The organism is Spirosoma sp. SC4-14, assembly GCF_037201965.1.
Lineage (GTDB): Bacteria > Bacteroidota > Bacteroidia > Cytophagales > Spirosomataceae > Spirosoma.
Window position 1 is genome coordinate 7214411 of sequence record NZ_CP147518.1, and the last position, 17844, is coordinate 7232254.

The following is a 17844-nucleotide window of genomic DNA, read 5'->3' on the forward strand; positions in this document are numbered from 1 at the left end:
ATCGTCACAGTCGTTGTCCATCGTTCATTCGGGGCCGCCCGGCCGATCTGCCCCACGGTCAGATTTGCCACGCGGTTCATTGTCCCGCTGAAAAATGCCCAAAAACGCTCAACTCCGCTCAGTTCTTATCATCGGTTCCGGTCCTATCGTTATCGGGCAGGCTTGTGAGTTCGACTATTCTGGTTCGCAGGCGGCTCGGTCACTGCGCGAAGAAGGAATAGAAGTTGCCCTCATCAACTCGAATCCGGCTACGATCATGACGGACCCGATCAATGCGGATCATGTCTATCTGTTACCGCTGGAGAAAAAATCCATCGTCGAAATCCTGAAAAAACACCAGGACATGGGTCGGCCCATTGATGCTGTATTGCCAACAATGGGTGGGCAAACGGCGTTGAATCTGGCCATCGATTGCGATAAAGCCGGAATCTGGGAAAAGTATAATGTACAGATTATTGGTGTCGACATTCGGGCCATTGAGACGACTGAAGACCGCGAGAAGTTCCGTCTGAAAATGCTCGAACTGGGCATTGGTGTCTGCAAAGGGCGCACAGCCCGGTCGTTTCTGGAAGGAAAAGAAATCGCTCAGGAAATTGGCTTTCCGCTCGTCATCCGCCCATCGTTTACATTGGGTGGCACAGGGGGTGGTTTCGTAGAACGGCCCGAAGATTTCGACAAGGCGCTGACCAACGGCCTGCACGCATCGCCCGTGCATGAAGTACTGGTCGAACAAAGCGTAATGGGCTGGAAAGAATACGAGCTGGAACTCTTACGCGACGGTAACGGTAATTTCATCATTATCTGTTCGATTGAAAACTTCGATCCGATGGGAATTCATACCGGCGACAGTATTACGGTTGCTCCGGCTATGACGCTGCCCGATACGCTTTACCAGAAAATGCGCGACCTGTCCATCAAAATGATGAACGGCATCGGGCAGTTTGCGGGTGGCTGTAATGTTCAGTTCTCGGTCAATCCGGCTACCGACGACATCATTGCCATCGAAATTAACCCACGCGTTAGCCGCTCGTCGGCGCTGGCATCGAAAGCAACGGGCTACCCAATTGCCAAGATTGCCGCCAAAATGGCCATCGGTTATAATCTCGACGAATTGATTAACCCAATCACCGGTACGACATCGGCGTTCTTCGAACCCGCTATCGACTATGTGATCGTGAAAATACCGCGCTGGAATTTCGACAAATTTCCGGGAGCCGACCGCTCGCTGGGCCTGCAAATGAAATCGGTGGGCGAAGCGATGGGTATTGGCCGTAACTTCCAGGAAGCCCTGCAAAAAGCCTGTCAGTCGCTCGAAATCCGGCGCAATGGTTTAGGAGCCGACGGCCGCGAACTAACCGACCGCGATGCGCTGACCGAAAGTCTGGCGCATCCGAGCTGGAACCGTCTGTTCCACATCTACGATGCCTTCAAGGCGGGCATGTCGTTCCGTACCATTCAGCAGTTAACCAAAATCGACCCCTGGTTCCTGCATCAGATTGAAGAACTGATCGAGCTGGAGCGCGAAATTCAACAGTACGATCTGGAAGACCTGCCGCCCGAATTGCTGCGTATGGCCAAGCAAAAAGGCTATGCCGACCGTCAGCTTGCGCATATTTTGCAGGTTAAAGAGAGCAAAATCTATCAGTACCGCCAGCAGCATAATATTCGTCGCGTTTATAAGTGCGTTGATACCTGTGCGGCTGAGTTTGAGGCTAAAACGCCCTATTACTACTCGACCTTCAACAACCAGTTGCCTATCACGCAGGATCGGCCCGAGCCGGTCTCTGATTTGCCCGGCAACGAGTCGGTACGTAGCAATCGGAAGAAGATTGTAGTGCTGGGTTCAGGGCCTAACCGCATAGGCCAGGGTATCGAGTTCGACTACTCCTGCGTACATGGCGTATTGGCAGCTAAAGAAGCGGGGTATGAAACCATCATGATTAACTGTAATCCTGAAACGGTTTCGACCGACCCCGACATTGCCGATAAACTGTATTTCGAACCCGTTTTCTGGGAACACGTTCATGCCATTATCATGCACGAACAGCCCGAAGGCGTTATCGTACAGCTTGGCGGTCAGACAGCCCTGAAAATGGCTGAAAAATTGACTCGCTATGGCATCAAGATTATCGGTACAAGCTGGGAAGCCCTCGATCTGGCCGAAGATCGGGGCCATTTTTCCGATATGCTCCGTAAGCTTGAGATTCCCTATCCAAAATTCGGCACTGTACGTGAATCCGAAGCCGCTATCGAGCTATCGCGGGAGTTAGGTTTCCCCTTGCTCGTTCGCCCCAGCTATGTATTGGGTGGTCAAAGCATGAAAATCGTCATCAATGAAAACGAGCTGGAACAGCACGTGATGAAGATCCTGCGCGACATTCCTGATAACAATATTCTGCTCGATCATTTCCTCGAAAATGCCATTGAAGCCGAAGCCGACGCTATCTGCGACGGTGAAGATGCCTACATCATTGGTATCATGGAACATATCGAACCGGCCGGTATTCACTCTGGCGACTCCTACGCCGTGTTGCCTGCTTTTGACTTGAGCGAAAACGTAATTCGTCAGATTGAGGAATATACGAAGAAAATAGCGGTTGCACTGAAGACCGTTGGCCTGATTAATATTCAGTTTGCCATCAAAGATGAGCAGGTGTATGTGATCGAAGCGAACCCACGGGCCAGCCGAACGGTACCGTTCATCTGCAAAGCGTATCAGGAGCCTTACGTAAACTACGCGACGAAGGTGATGCTGGGCGACAAGAAAGTGAAAGACTTTACGTTCAAGCCCGTTAAGAAAGGCTATGCGATCAAGATTCCGGTCTTCTCGTTCAACAAATTCCCGAACGTCAACAAAGAACTGGGGCCCGAAATGAAATCGACCGGCGAAGGCATTTATTTCATCGATGATTTGACCGACGACTTCTTTCAGAAAGTCTACTCCGAACGGAATCTGTATCTGAGCCGGTAATTTTTGTAGAAGTATTGTACAGTTGAGCCACGCCCGTTGGGTGTGGCTCAACTGTTTTTCCTGTAATTTGCAGAGTTATTTCCGAATAATCAGGATTTTATCATGCGTCTTACACTACTTTTTCTAACCTTACTGGCGTTTATCGCAGGTTGTTCGACCACAACGGTGTACATTGTACGGCATGGCGAAAAAGTAGACGAAAGCGATTCCACAAACCTCAGTCCAGCGGGCTTTGCCCGTGCCAATGCACTCGCCGACACGCTGGCCAATCGGGGCATCGATTCTATTTTCTCGACACCCTACCGACGTACCCGCCAAACTGCCGAACCACTGGCCAAACGCATGGGCGTTGCCATTACCAACTATCCAGCCAAGCCTGTTGACGCTATTGTAGAACGTGTCCGACATATTCGGAACAAAACCGTTCTGGTAGTTGGGCATAGCAACACGATTCTGGAGATTGCCAAAGGTCTTGGCACTTCGCCTAGCCTGGCTAAAATTGAATCCGGCGATTTCGACAATCTGCTTCGGGTTCGGATTCATCGCGGCCCGTTCGCTAAATCCATTGACCTTTCACAAAGTACCTACGGCCAAATTACTCCTCCATAAGCCGGGGTTCGATACTTTCATGGCAGGTTTCCGTCTGACTAACTATCTGTTGTATATGATTCGGAGCACAGTTGGTCGCTTTTATATGACGTCTCAGCCCGCATCTTACCCAGATCATACAGATGCTGCTTAGACGGCAGTAGTACCGACGTATACCTTTGTTTCTGCCATTTATCGCCAACTTTTCCAGCTGGATGAAACGACTTGTTAGTATCCTGTTCCTCAACCTGCTTTCGCCAGGTCCCCTATGCTCAGCGCAACCGATTAAAGAGGCTACTGCTGCGCCTGTAGTAATCAAAAAAACGGCAAAGGCCATTACACCTGCCACCTATACCGGAAAGCAGGTTGTAGTAGGCAATGGTGGCGGTTTTACGGGCGCATCTACCAGTTATTATTTACTCGAAAATGGGCAGTTGTTTGGCCGTCGGAGCCACGATACAACCTTTACGTTTCTGGCCAAACAAACGACCACCAACACAAAGCGCATTTTTTCGAAGGTCGAGAACAGTTGTAAAATCAAAAAAACGCGGTTCGATCATCCCGGCAACGTCTACACGTTTGTTCAGTGGCGCAAAGGGAAAACGAGTTATAAAGTGACCTGGGGGGCTACAGGCAAAAAAGCGCCATCCAATTATCCTAAATTCTACAATTCGTTCATGGCCATGATTCCGGCTTCGCTACGACTCAAGTAGGTAGAACAGAAACAGCAACGCATAATTAGTTATGAAACAACATGTACTGGTTTTAGCACTTCTGACGGCTACAGTAGCAGCGGCTCAACAGCCTACCGGAGGCTTTGCCCCAAAAGCAAAAACCTCGTCGGCCAGCAAGGGGTTAGCGGCCCGGTTAAATGCAGTAGTTGTACCGGTTCCCAAAAACCAAACGGCTCGTCAATCATTCCAGGCTACCAGCGGTTCGCAACTGCGCATCCAGCCTATTCGCCTACGGGTTATCCACGACGAAAAAACCGGACTACCCGTTTTTATTGAACGAAAGGCGGCCTCTCTTTCTACAACTTCGCAAAAAAACAGTGGCGCACGCCTATCGGCGGCTGCAGCCACTTCGGCAACATTTCAGTTTTTAGGACAGGTGAAAGGACTCCTGAAAGTCACTAATCCGGAAGCTACCTTCACCGTTTCGCGTACTGATACCGACGATCTGGGACAAATGCACGTTCGTATGTCGCAAACCTATGCTGGAGTTCCGGTGCTCGGTTCCGAACTTGTGGCCCATCTCACCAATGGCGAAGTGACAGTATTGAACGGCCGGTATCAGCCCATTCCCGACGGGTTATCCACAACGCCTAAACTAGCCCTTGCTGAAGCTTCGGACCGGGCCTTAAAAGATGTTCGCAGCCAGGTAAAGGTACGGACCTTCGGCGATAATATCCTCAACATGAAGCCCACCGAAGGTGATTTGTGTATTTTCACATCAACCGGGGGGGCGAAACTGGCCTATCAACTTACGGTTCGGCCTAATATACTCGAACGCTGGGAATATATTATTGATGCTCAGACGGGCAATGTACTCGATAAATATAATACGACATGCACGTTTCTTGGCCCCATCAAAGCGTCGGGTCGCGATTTGAATGGTCAAAATCGCTCATTTCAAACCTATCAGGACGGTAGTGGTTACTACATGATCGACGCATCGCGGCCGATGTTCAATGCATCGACGTCCAAGATGCCGAGCAGCCCGGCCGGTGCGCTCTGGACCATCGATGCCCGTAATACTTTTGGCGATAATCAGAAGATCTATCAGATCACATCGAGCAACAATACCGACTGGTCGCCCACGGCAGTTTCAGCGCATTACAATGCTGGTGTTGCCTACGACTACTACCGCAACACCTTTAACCGGAATGCCCTGAATGGCAACGGAGCTACCATGATCTCGTTGATCAATGTAAAAGACGATGATGGCACAGCCCTCGACAATGCCTACTGGAACGGTAAAGTAATGGCCTACGGGAACGGAAAGCTTCTGAAACCACTGGCTGGCGCTCTGGATGTAGCCGGGCATGAAATGACACACGGCGTAATTGAGAACACGGCGAATCTTCAGTACAAAAGCCAGTCGGGAGCCATTAACGAATCGATGGCCGATGTGTTTGGCACCATGATCGACCGCGACGACTGGATGATGGGCGAAGACATTGCCACGCCCAATATATTACCTTCGGGCGCTGTCCGGAACCTGTCGAATCCTAATCAGGGAGGAAAAGTCAAAGATCCGAACGGTTATCAGCCAGCAACAATGTCGCAGTATGAAAACACAACCGACGACAATGGTGGCGTTCATACAAACAGTGGTATCCCCAATTTTGCCTTCTATAAATTTGCCACAACGATCGGGAAAGACAAAGCCGAGAAAGTTTATTACCGGGCTCTGACAACCTATCTGGTCCGGACATCTCAATTTCTCGATTTACGGCTAGCAGTCATTAAAGCTGCTGGCGACCTTTATGGCGCTAGTGGTGCTGAAGTAACGGCCGCTAAAAATGCATTCGATGCCGTTGGTATTGTCGAAAATGGCCAGACATCGCCCGATCCGGGCAAGCAACCCGATGTGCCGGTGGCTACTGGCCAGGATTTGCTGTTGCTGTCTGATGTCAGCGATGCAAAACTATACTCAACTAATACGGCCATAAAACCGGCTCAGTTCGACCTTAAAACATCGCTGGGGCTAGTGCACCGACCGAGTGTTACCGACGATGGCAAGTATGCCTATTACGTTACGACCGATAAACGAATTCGGGCGGTTAATCTGACCGGCACACCTAACGAAACAATCATATCCGACGAAACCATCTGGGACAATGTAGCCATTTCAAAAGATGGCTCTAAACTAGCCGCGCTCACCGCCGATCAGGATGGCTCTATTTATGTATACAGTTATAGCAAGAAAAAATGGGCAGAGTTTAAGCTTTACAACCCAACCTATTCGCAGGGGGTAGCCACTGGCGACGTAAAATATGCCGACTCATTTGAGTGGGATTTTACGGGCGAAAACATCGTCTATGATGCGTATAATGAGTTAGCAAACAGTAATGGAGAAATCATAAACTACTGGGATGTGGGCTTCATCAATGTCTGGAACAGTCAAACCAGCGATTTTTCCGACGGCACCATCCAGAAACTTTTTTCGGATCTGGAAGATGGCGAAAGCGTTGGAAACCCATCGTTCTCTAAAAACTCACCTGACATCATTGCATTCGACTACTTCAACGAAAACGACGATAGCTACTATGTACTGGCTGCCGATCTAAGCACAGGAAACCTAAAAGACGTCTATAAAAATAATACACTGGGTTTCCCAAGCTATTCGCGCCTGGATAATTCAATGGTATTTAGCACTGAAACCAATGGCCGGGAAGACGTGGCTGGTATTAACCTGACCAGCGATAAGGTAACCCCATCGGGCAATGCAACGGTCTTATATACCAGTGCCAAATGGCCGGTATGGTATACGCAGGGAACGCGCGATTTGCCAACCAGGACATCCCAGACGATCACGTTCGATATTATTGCTGACCGCTATCTGAACCAGGGCGATCTGACGCTGAAAGCCACAGCATCATCTAATCTGGCGGTTAATTTTTCGGTACGTAGCGGCCCCGCAACGCTTAGTGGAAGTACGCTGAAATTTACAGGCATTGGAGCCGTTACGGTGCGGGCCTATCAGGATGGCAATAGCCAGTATGCAGCCGCAACACCTGTCGACCGAACGTTTAGCATTCTGGCCGTAACGGGTACCGAACCAACCTGGGCCGATGCGTTGTCGGTTTACCCGAATCCGGTCAACTCAACGCTGACCGTCGAATTGCCAGCTAGTGAAACGCTCGATGCTGTTTCGCTGAAAGCCCTCACCGGAGCAACCGTTGTGCGACCCGGCATCAAAGCCCATCAGAAAACACTAACGCTCGATGTTAGTCAGTTGCCTAAAGGGCTTTATCTGCTCCAGGTAGAAACGGCTAACGGAACAGCTAATCGGAAGATTGTGAAGGAGTAAATTGGTCATTGGTCAGTAGCCATTGGAAAATAAAACAAACATCCCAATGACTACTGACCAATGGCTTTTACTTTGTTGTGATGTCAATAACGCCTTTTGCTTTATTGACATTCATACTTGCAATGGCATCTGGCGAAAGTGTTTTTATCTTTTGTCGATCAACTTCCTTACCATTGATATAAACGTGCTTTATATCTTTTAGGAAAGCATCGCTCTTATCGGCCTTTTCTGTCAGTTGAAAATTGATGGGCAGGTTAAACTTTACATTTACAGCCTTACCGTCCTGCGTAGCGGGTGTCCAGTTTGGCATATTTTTCACTACCCGAACGGCTTCGGCATCGGCTCCATAACCAATACCTTTCAGAATCTGTATATCGGCAATTTCACCCGTTTTCGTAACAATAAAACTAACGAACACTTTGCCTTCTACCTTGGCTTTCTGAGCTGCTTCGGGATATTTGAGATTTTCACCGAGGTATTCACCCAACTTCGCCATACCGCCGGGGAATTGAGGACTATTTTCAACCAGTGTCAACACTGCTCCCTCGACCTTTACCGACTTACGGGACGATCCGCTGCTTTGTGGTAAATCCTGTTCTGATTGCGTACACATAACTAATAAAGCAGCCAGCGGCAACACCAGTGCATAGCTGAAGAGCGACCAATTTTTGGATGCGGGTTTTTGTAACATAACGATTCGTTGTTTAAGGGTTGATTTAGAAACAAAGGGAGTTATTAGTGTAGCTAATGGAATATTGAGCGCATAAGCGACCAGTTGTTGCGGGTAATCGGGCTGAGGAGTTTGTAGCACCGCCCGGTCGGCCAGGAACTCGTGTACTTCCTGCAAAGCCCGTTTATAAAGCCACACGACCGGGTTGAACCAGAAAGCCGCTAACACAATTTCTACAAAAAGCACATCGGCCGTATGTCGCTGACGAATGTGGGCTTCTTCGTGTCGCAATAACGAGTCCGGGCCAGCCTGAGCATCGGTACGGTTTAGAACCAGATACGACCCAAACGAAAATGAGGGAGACGAGTCGTCGGGTAAACGAACCAGCGTAAAAGCGGCCCGCTTTTCGGCAGAACCGCTACCAATAAGCCGAAGCACCGAACGGACCATAACTACCAGCCGAATAACCATCAGGCTAGTACCGACGCCATAAATCAGCCAAAGCCATTCTGAAGTCGTTAGGCCACTGGTCTTACTGACGGCTGGCGTAATTGACAGATCAGTCAATGTAATCGTGCCCAGAGGCAAAGGCTCAGCAACCTGAGGGAGTTCGAGCAAAGGAAGGAATATAGAGCCGACTATCGAGCCGAGCAAATAAGCCCGGTTCAGGCCGAAAAATGTATTCCGCCGAAACAGCAACCGGTAGCAGCCGTAAAATAGCAACAGATAAAGACTGGCTGAGAGAAGATACGGTAGCGTTATCATTTTGTCTTAGGCTTTGTTTTGATAATAATGACTCCATACTTTCCTTTCTCACCATACTGAGCGATTGCAGCCGCATCTTTTAACACTTCGACGCTTTCAATGGTATTCGGATTAATAGAATCCGTTGCCTCGCCAGTAACTTCTACCTCATCGACGATATATAGTGGTTTTTCGCCTAGCGGACCTAGTGGGCCTCTTCCATTAATCACTGTTACAGTGCTCACCGGTCTTCGGACCGAATTCATAAAAGCACCGTAGTTATCAGCATTCGGCAGGGTATCGCCCTTATGAAGTGAGCCCGTTTCTCTAGCTTTTTTTTCGAGAGCAAATTCAATAGGTAGCTGGTAGAGACTCGATACGTTTCTGCCCTGCTGTTTAGCCGGAATCCATTTGGGCATCTGCCGAACTACTCGCAATGCCTCCTCATCGCAGCCACTGCCAATGCCTTTTTTCACCGTTGCCGAACCAACACGGCCCGTCGGTAGCACCATAAACTCAACAAATACGACACCCTGAACGCCAGCCGTACGGGCCGTGGCCGGATAATGCAGCGCATGAGCTATGTATTGCATCAGCCCCGGTACGCCCGTCGGAAAAACAGCCGGTTCTTCAACAGCCGTATACACCGTTCCATTAATAGTTTCGGACGATGGCGGCACCCGAACCGGCATAGCCAAATTGGGCTTAATACGTTTATACATGGCCGTCGCACCCATTTTAGGCAACTCATTAGGGCTGGCAACGGCTAGAGCAATATTAATTTTCGAACGCGCTTCTACATCCACGGCCTGTGTTGCGAAACCCACAAAGCTTACAACCAGCGCAGCGTCTTTAGGTACATTTTTCAGTATGAAACGGCCCTGGCTATCCGTTGAGGCTCCCTTCTCTGTACCGGCAATGAGCACAGTAGCTCCAGGCAGCGGTCTTTTATCAATTTTATTGGTTACCTGCCCCGAAACGGTAATCGCTTCGCCCGTCACCCGGTCAACAACCGTTGCCAATTGCTGCTGATCAGTGGTCATGGCCAATAGCAGTAAGGCTAGTGGTAAAACCAGCGTGTATTTGCCTAATGCCCAACGTGTGGTTGCACTTCTGTGCAGCATCTGGATTCGTTGCCGGAGTAGCGATGGCTTAAAGAAACCGTTCGCAATGGAAACCGGCTGAACGCCTAAACTATAGTCAACCAGAAACTGGGCATAGCCCGAAGGAGGATTGCTTTCCAGATCAGCAATAAACTCATGTACCTGACGCAGCATACGGTCGATTAGCCACAGAGTCGGACACGCCCAGAACAGCGCTTTTAGTGCCGATACCACCATTACGTCGATGCTATGCCGTTGCTTCACATGAACCAACTCATGTTTCAGCACAAGGCTGTTATTAGTGTCGGCAGGATTAAGAACGATATAATTAAAAAAAGAAAATGTGGGCGTTTTGGCATCATAGGCTTCGACCAAAACATAATTGCCGTATGGCTTCCAGGGCAATTGCCGAATCAATTGTGCTACACGGTTGATCTGAACAATTAGTCGAATGAACAGACCCAGGGCAATCGTTGCATAAATGATCGCGGCTAGTTGTTCCCAGTCGACTTCGGTTTCGGCCGACGCAACAACTGTAGTAGTCGGTAATGCTATAATGCCAACCGGCATCGACAACGTATCGACCGTTTGTGTGGGCAAGCTCATTAACGGCAAAAGCAAGGTTAGAAGAACCGACGCTAGTAAATAGCTCCGGTTAAGCGTCAGAAACGTATGTTTGCGCAGTAACAGCCAGTAGCAGCTCGCAAACAAAAGTCCATACAGATTCGCTTTCAGAAAATAGTCGAGTGCATTCATTGGTCTTTCTTCTGGTTTAGGAGCTTTATGATGTCGTTGGCTTCGGAGAGGCTAATGTTTTTATCCTGCACGAAAAACGACACCAGCTTTTTAAGCGAATTATCGAAATAATTCACCATTAGTTGTTCGGTCTGAAAACGCCGATACTGTTCTTCCGAAATGAGTGGATAGTATTCGTGCGTTTTGCCGTAGGCTGTATAGCCTACCAGTTCTTTTTTCTCCAGAATCCGAATAATCGTCGAAACAGTATTGTAGGCTGGTTTCGGCTCCGGCAGCTCTGCCAGAACATCTTTTACAAAGCCTTTCTGAAGCTTCCATAAGACCCGCATAATTTCTTCTTCGGCTTTTGTCAGTTCACGTAGCTGCATTTGTCTGTTTAATTGCCCATAGGGCTTTTTGATAAAGGATATAACCGCGTAGCGGTGGTTTTTTATGGCAAAAAGAAAACTCCAGCCTTTTTGCTATTCTGTCATGTGGCATCGACCAGTCCGACTTCGGCCTTTTGTAAGCGAGCCCTGCACAAACGTATGACTAATACTTTAGTTTTACAACTAATTAATTAGTTATTAGTTGTAAAAAATAAGCTAAACACTAAAATTTGCTTTACAGACGCCTATAAATGAATTTTTCAAAGTAGCCTGATCCTCACGTTCCACGCCTGATCAGTGACCAGGAAAAACGTCGCTATCGGGCTGACTTATTCACCAATATCGCACAGGCCAAATTCGTTCTATATAGACTTTTGCCGTAACCACTTACTCAATCGTCTCCAGAAAGGTTGGGATTGAAGAGGTGATTAGCCAACTTTACTTTATTTGACTACACTTTATAGACAGACCGAATACAAATGGACTCTGGCTTTGTTATAGCTGTTGGTACGGCCGTACTGTTGGTGATGGCTCTGTTCATCATCCTCTTTGTGGCCTATTATCAGCAAAAACAGGCCAGACAACAACTGGCTCTGAGCGAATTGCAGGAGCGTCATCGGCGTGAACTGATGACGGCTACGTTTCGCGGGCAGGAAGAAGAACGCCGACGTCTGGCCGAAGATCTTCACGACGGCATTGGCACCATGCTTTCGGTAACCAAGATGAGCCTCAATCAACTGGAAAGACAATTAGATGAGGACAACATCCGGGCCAGCCTTCAGATTCAGAAGACACGCACCATGATCGACGAGACCATGACTAACGTTCGGCGCATCAGCCGCGATCTGGTACCAACCACCCTCGAACGTTTTGGTTTACTGGCCGCCCTCGAAGAACTCGCCGACCGGGCAAATGATGGCGAACTGGACGTGCAGCTAGATTGCCCGGAAAGCATGAGCCAGTTACCCTCTTCAATCAATCTGATGCTATACCGGATTGCGCAGGAACTGGTCAATAATGCAATTCGCCACGCACGGGCTCATCATATCACAATTCAGATAGCCTGCCATACCGACAATGTTCGTTTGTCGGTATTGGATGATGGGGTGGGCTTCGATTTCGACGCCGTTACGGAAAACGAGCGCGGTGGCCTGGGACTACGAAATATTGAAAGTCGGCTCAGTGTTGTTAACGGACACGCCACGTTTGATGTAGCCCCCGGACGAGGCTCCCAAATTCACATACAAATACGTCTACAGAATCCGCAACCCGCTACTTTATTAAGTTGATTTGCTTGTCTGTTGAGTTGTTTGTTTGTTTGCGTACTATTTTACTATTCGGTTTGTTTGCCTAATGGGCCAATAACCCGACCAACAGATCAACAAATCACTGAACAGAACCTTACCTCCCACTCTCATGCGTAAAATCAAACTGGCACTCTGCGATGACCATACGTTGTTTCGGGTCGGAATGTCCACTATTTTAGGGCAGATACACGATTTTGAGCTGATTCTTGAAGCAGGTAATGGGCAGGAGCTTATCGAAAGAATTTCTCGCAAAACGCCCGATGTTGTCCTACTGGATCTGCAAATGCCAGTAATGGACGGTACAGCTACTGCCGATTTTTTACGCGAACACTATCCGCTAATTAAGATTGTTGTCCTTACCATGCACGACGAAGACCGTATGGTATTACACTTGCTCGAAAAGGGCGTTAGTGGCTACCTGCTGAAAGATGCAGAAGCGGGCGAAGTTGAGAAAGCGATCCGAAAAGTAATGGACGAAGGCGTTTATCTGAACGAGTTTGTTTCGAAAGCAATGCTCCGCAAAATGACCAACAAAACCACCGTCGCTAAACCAGTCAACGCGTTCTACAACAGTAAGATTCTGCTCTCCGAACGCGAAAAAGAAGTTTTACGGCTCATTTGCGAAGGGTTATCGACCAACGAGATTAGCGAAAAAATATTTCTCAGTCCCCGAACCGTTGAAGGTCATCGGCTACGCATTCTCGAAAAAACTGGCACCAAAAATACCGCGGGCATGGTAGCCTATGCCTTTAAGAATAGCCTCGTTTAACTACAGGCTGAGCAATTAGCTATAAGTATGGGTAACCGCTCAGCCTGCATCACTCAAAGACTCCCCGTTTTTCCGCCATCTACTGGCACATTGATTCCATTGATGGATGCCGCAGCGGGTGTACACAAAAACGCAACAGCAGCCGCTACTTCCTCAGCCGTAGCAAAACGCCCTGTCGGAATTTCGCTTTCCATCTGAGCCGAAACCTCTTCTTCGGTTTTCCCGGATGCTTTCGAACGCATTCCCAGCACCGACTCCAGCCGGGCCGTGCGCGTATAGCCGGGCAGTACATTATTGACTGTAATGCCAAAACGGGCAATCTCCAGCGATAGCGTTTTGGCCCACTGTGCCACCGCGCCCCGAATGGTGTTGGAAACGCCCAACCCAACAATTGGCTGTTTAACCGAAGTCGAAATAATATTTACAATCCGGCCATAGCCTGCGCGTTTCATGGCGGGTACAACTGCCTGCACTAATGCCTGATTGTTCAATAAATGATTGTGAAAGGTCTGAACAAACTCTTCTGGCTTCGCATCGATCAGCGCCCCCCCAGCAGGGCCGCCCGTGTTATTGACCAGTATATGCAGATCAGGGTATTCTGCCAGGTAGCCCGCAATGGCTGTCGACACGGCACCCGGCTGGCTAAAATCGGCAACCAGATAGCGGTGCGTTTGTCCTTTTGAGGTATCCAGTTCTGCAACGGTAGCTTTGAGAGCCTCTTCATTTCGGGCAATCAGCACAACGTTTGCTCCCAGCAATGCCAGTTCAACAGCCGAGGCCCGGCCAATCCCTTGTGTGCTACCACCTACAAGCGCAGTTTTTTCGGTTAAATCGAGATTCATCTGGTTTGTGTGATTATGTCGGTAATCCGACATGAGCTTAAAACTTTTCGATATTACTTGCGTATGTATTGGTAAACAAACGAAAAATCATGAAATACGCCGCTATAAAAGGAATGGTGATAAGCACAACGAGCTTTTTGTTAATAGCTCTTTCGGCATTTACCCTGCCCCGCCCCGAAGTAACCGATCTAGTACCGCTCACTACAGCACCAATTGACCATAGCCTTTTCGAGCGGCTGCTGAAAAAATACGTCAACGATAAAGGACTGGTCAATTATAAAGCGTTCAAGGCTGATGAGAAAGAATTGAAAAAGTACCTCGATATGGTCAGTAGCAACCCACCAACCGATAAATGGAGCAAAAACGATCAGATGGCGTACTGGATCAATGCCTACAATGCCTTTACCATTCAATTGATTCTGAAACACTATCCGGTAGCCAGCATAAAAGACATTGGCTCCAAAATTCAGATTCCATTTGTAACCACTCCCTGGGCCAGTAAGTTTTTCAAGATTGGTGGCGAAGAAATGAGTCTCGACAATATTGAGCATGGAACACTGCGTAAAAAATTCGACGAACCCCGCATTCACTTTGCACTCGTATGTGCAGCCCGGTCGTGCCCGCGTCTGCGCAACGAAGCATATGAAGGCAGCAAGCTAATTGCTCAACTCGACGATCAGGGAACCGATTTCCTGAATAATCCGGCCAAAAATGCTATCACTCCGCAAAAAGCCAGCCTCTCGAAATATTTTGATTGGTATAAGAGCGATTGGAAAGAGCATAATAAATCGGTGGAATATTGGGTGAATCAATACTCAAAAACCAAAATTAACAAAGACACACAAATCTCTTTTCTGGATTATAACTGGGCACTCAATGAGCAATAAAGGGCAACAGCACCAGTTACAGATTAGCCAAATCTGACCAGCAGACTATCAAACGAAACGTATTCGACCAGACAGGCCGCCCCCTGAACTGTTTATTTTTTTGGAAAGAGGAAGGTACTATTGGGCCTTATATCAGTAGTATACTATAAACTGATGAATTAGTCCTAGATCCTCAAACTTTCATGGTCGAACAGAACCCTGAATATCAACAGCCGTCCCGACTTTTCACAAAAAATGTTCTGGGCGGCTATTTCTTTTTTATGGTTTTCGGGCATAGTACCCGACGAGGATCGGCATCGCCAGGCAACAAATTGAGTATTATCGTATACACTTGGGGCTTTCCCAATTAAAATCCATAAGAGTTTATGTCTTGTAACCTGAATGGCAAAGAGTTAGCCATGTATGATGTAATCATCATTGGCTCCGGAGCGGGCGGAGGCATGGCGGCCTATCAGCTCACCCAAGCCGGTGCCAATGTCTGCCTGCTGGAGGCCGGAGGCTATTTTGATCCCGCTGATCCCAAGTATATTACCCAGCTCAAATGGCCTTACGAATCACCCCGACGAGGAGCCAATACCGTTCGGGCCTTCGGCGATTTCGATGCAGCATGGGGAGGATGGCAAATTGACGGAGAGCCCTATTCGGCGCAGGCAGGCACCGAATTCCACTGGTTTCGCTCACAGATGCTTGGTGGCCGAACTAATCACTGGGGACGCATTTCGTTGCGATTTGGCCCCGATGATTTCCGTCGCTATAGCCTTTCCGGGATTGGTGTCGACTGGCCCATTGGCTACGACGATATGAAACCCTACTACGACCGGGTCGATAAGCTCATTGGTGTGTTTGGCACCAATGTTGGCTTGCCTAATGAGCCTGATGGTTTTTTTCTGCCGCCCCCAAAACCGCGTCTGCACGAAATGCTGATCACCAAAGCAGCTCGCAGCATTGGCGTCCCGGTATTTCCTTCCCGATTGGCAGTATTAACCAAACCCATCAATCAGGAACGGGGAACCTGTTTTTATTGCGCCCAATGCGGTCGGGCCTGCTCGGCTTACGCCGATTTTTCATCGTCGTCGGCACTAGTGATCCCGGCGTTGAAGACCGGTAAACTCACACTTATCAATAATGCGATGGCCCGCGAGGTATTGACCGATCCGCAGAGTGGCCTGTGTACCGGCGTCTCTTATGTCGACAAGGTCAGTTTACAGGAACGAACCGTTAAGGGTAAGATTGTGTTACTGGCGGCCAGTACCTGCCAGTCGGCCCGGCTGTTGCTAAACTCGAAGTCGTCGCGGTTTCAGCAAGGTTTGGCCAATGGCTCAGGCGTGGTCGGAAAGTACCTGAACGATTCAACCGGATCTTCTATGTCGGGCTTCGTACCGGCCCTGATGAACCGCAAACGCTATAACGAAGACGGTGCTCAGAGTTGTCATATTTATACTCCCTGGTGGCTCGACAACAAAAAGCTGGATTTCCCGCGTGGGTACCATATTGAATATGGCGGAGGCATGCGCATGCCCGATGCTGGTTTCATGAGCGGTATTGAAGCCTATAATGGTCGTATTGCCGATACCAGCGGAAAACAGAAAGAAGCCGGTGGGTATGGAGCTGGTTTAAAGGATGATTATCGTCGGTACTACGGCGCTTTTGTGTCGATGGCAGGCCGTGGAGAACCCATACCTCAGGAAAGTAACTATTGCGAAATCGACCCAAACAAAGTTGATCAATATGGTATTCCAACATTGCGATTTCATTACAAATGGTCGGATTATGAGATCAAGCAGGCTCGTCATATGCAGCAGACCTTCGATGAAATTATTCATGCAATGGGCGGGCAGCGGGTTAGTCCGGCTCCGGGTGCCGACCGAAACTACGGTCTGGAAGCGCCCGGCCGGATCATTCACGAAGCAGGAACCATTCGGATGGGGAACGATTCTAAAACCTCTGCTCTCAACGCCTTTCAGCAAGCGCATGAGGTAAAAAATCTGTTTGTCGTCGATGCGGCTGCTTTCCCATCGCAGGGCGATAAAAACCTGACCTGGACCATTCTGGCCTCATCCATGCGTACGTCAGACTATATCATCGATCAAATCAAAAAGAAAGCCTTATGAACCGCCGGGACATCCTAAAATCGATTCCACTTACTACACTGGGCTTAGCGACCGCAGCTCCTCCAGAGGCTCCACCAACAGGCCCTCTACCCAAGCCAGCTATAACTGAGTTCAAGAATGGAAGATCGCCCGAGGAACAGCGTAGAGACAATGCCTTGCAAACGGCTAAATTTCTGACGCCCCATGAGCTGGCTACCATTACGTTGCTATGCGATATTATTCTGCCGGCCGATGCCCATTCACCCAGTGCGTCACAGGTAAGCGTACCTCAGTTTATTGAGTTTATGGCAAAAGATCAGCCCGATATGCAGACTCCAATCCGAGGAGGGCTGAACTGGCTGGATCACGAATGTCGTCACCGCTTTGAGAAACCCTTTACCGACTGTACGGCGTCCCAGCGTATTGCCGTAGTCGACGACATTGCTTATCCAGCCAAAGCCAAACCTGAATTTTCGCCGGGGGTAGCGTTCTTTTCGCGCCTGCGTAACCTGACAGCCGCCGGGTATTTCACCAGCAAGGCCGGTATCGCCGATATTGGCTATATGGGCAATACCCCTCACCAGTGGGCTGGGCCTCCGCAGGACGTGCTGGACCAGTTTGGTCTAAGCTTTGACTCAGACGTACACTATGCCGATATGAGTTGATGCCTAAAAATATTCGCACAAAGCGGTGCTACCGTTACTCAATAGGTTC

13 protein-coding genes are annotated in these 17844 nt (G+C 48.9%); 9 read left to right on the plus strand and 4 right to left on the minus strand.

Annotated features, from left to right (window positions below; translation table 11 throughout):
• The first annotated feature begins 94 nt into the window (after nt 1-94).
• From carB to WBJ53_RS29820, 4 genes are all read left to right on the plus strand, one after another.
• Nucleotides 95-2971, plus strand: a complete 2877-nt coding sequence (gene carB, locus WBJ53_RS29805) for a carbamoyl-phosphate synthase large subunit (protein WP_338873151.1) — start codon at nt 95-97, stop codon at nt 2969-2971.
• 102 nt (nt 2972-3073) lie between these two features.
• Nucleotides 3074-3580, plus strand: coding sequence for a phosphoglycerate mutase family protein (locus WBJ53_RS29810; RefSeq protein WP_338873153.1), 507 nt, complete (start codon nt 3074-3076; stop codon nt 3578-3580).
• 194 nt (nt 3581-3774) lie between these two features.
• The gene (locus WBJ53_RS29815; protein ID WP_338873155.1) at nt 3775-4272 is read left to right on the plus strand and encodes an FAD-binding oxidoreductase; all 498 of its coding nucleotides are present in this window, start codon (nt 3775-3777) and stop codon (nt 4270-4272) included.
• 31 nt (nt 4273-4303) lie between these two features.
• On the plus strand, nt 4304-7594 hold the full coding sequence (locus WBJ53_RS29820; RefSeq protein WP_338873157.1) for a M4 family metallopeptidase: 3291 nt from the start codon (nt 4304-4306) through the stop codon (nt 7592-7594).
• A gap of 67 nt (nt 7595-7661) precedes the next feature.
• Here WBJ53_RS29820 and WBJ53_RS29825 read toward each other — a convergent pair whose 3' ends face one another.
• From WBJ53_RS29825 to WBJ53_RS29835, 3 genes are read right to left on the minus strand one after another with little or no spacing between them, the layout of a single operon-like run.
• Nucleotides 7662-9029 carry a M56 family metallopeptidase gene (locus WBJ53_RS29825; RefSeq protein WP_338873159.1) on the minus strand — a complete coding sequence of 456 codons (1368 nt, stop codon included), beginning with the start codon at nt 9027-9029 and terminating at the stop codon, nt 7662-7664.
• Nucleotides 9026-10867 carry a TonB family protein gene (locus tag WBJ53_RS29830; RefSeq protein WP_338873161.1) on the minus strand — a complete coding sequence of 614 codons (1842 nt, stop codon included), beginning with the start codon at nt 10865-10867 and terminating at the stop codon, nt 9026-9028. Before WBJ53_RS29830 ends, WBJ53_RS29825 begins: the two co-directional genes overlap by 4 nt.
• The gene (locus WBJ53_RS29835) at nt 10864-11235 is read right to left on the minus strand and encodes a BlaI/MecI/CopY family transcriptional regulator (protein WP_338873163.1); all 372 of its coding nucleotides are present in this window, start codon (nt 11233-11235) and stop codon (nt 10864-10866) included. The genes WBJ53_RS29830 and WBJ53_RS29835 overlap by 4 nt, the downstream gene beginning before the upstream one ends.
• 479 nt (nt 11236-11714) lie before the next feature.
• Here WBJ53_RS29835 and WBJ53_RS29840 point away from each other — a divergent pair, with 479 nt between their 5' ends.
• Nucleotides 11715-12524 carry a sensor histidine kinase gene (locus tag WBJ53_RS29840; RefSeq protein ID WP_338873165.1) on the plus strand — a complete coding sequence of 270 codons (810 nt, stop codon included), beginning with the start codon at nt 11715-11717 and terminating at the stop codon, nt 12522-12524.
• Nucleotides 12525-12651: 127 nt separating this feature from the next.
• Nucleotides 12652-13311, plus strand: coding sequence for a response regulator transcription factor (locus WBJ53_RS29845; RefSeq protein ID WP_338873167.1), 660 nt, complete (start codon nt 12652-12654; stop codon nt 13309-13311).
• A gap of 53 nt (nt 13312-13364) precedes the next feature.
• Here WBJ53_RS29845 and WBJ53_RS29850 read toward each other — a convergent pair whose 3' ends face one another.
• Nucleotides 13365-14153, minus strand: a complete 789-nt coding sequence (locus tag WBJ53_RS29850; protein ID WP_338873169.1) for an SDR family oxidoreductase — start codon at nt 14151-14153, stop codon at nt 13365-13367.
• A gap of 89 nt (nt 14154-14242) precedes the next feature.
• Between WBJ53_RS29850 and WBJ53_RS29855 the strand changes: the two genes are divergently transcribed.
• The 3 genes from WBJ53_RS29855 (at nt 14243) to WBJ53_RS29865 (ending at nt 17795) form a co-directional block, all read left to right on the plus strand.
• Nucleotides 14243-15040, plus strand: coding sequence for a DUF547 domain-containing protein (locus WBJ53_RS29855; protein ID WP_338873171.1), 798 nt, complete (start codon nt 14243-14245; stop codon nt 15038-15040).
• A gap of 365 nt (nt 15041-15405) precedes the next feature.
• The gene (locus tag WBJ53_RS29860; RefSeq protein WP_338873173.1) at nt 15406-17151 is read left to right on the plus strand and encodes a GMC family oxidoreductase; all 1746 of its coding nucleotides are present in this window, start codon (nt 15406-15408) and stop codon (nt 17149-17151) included.
• The gene (locus WBJ53_RS29865; protein WP_338873175.1) at nt 17148-17795 is read left to right on the plus strand and encodes a gluconate 2-dehydrogenase subunit 3 family protein; all 648 of its coding nucleotides are present in this window, start codon (nt 17148-17150) and stop codon (nt 17793-17795) included. Before WBJ53_RS29860 ends, WBJ53_RS29865 begins: the two co-directional genes overlap by 4 nt.
• Nucleotides 17796-17844 lie beyond the last annotated feature (49 nt).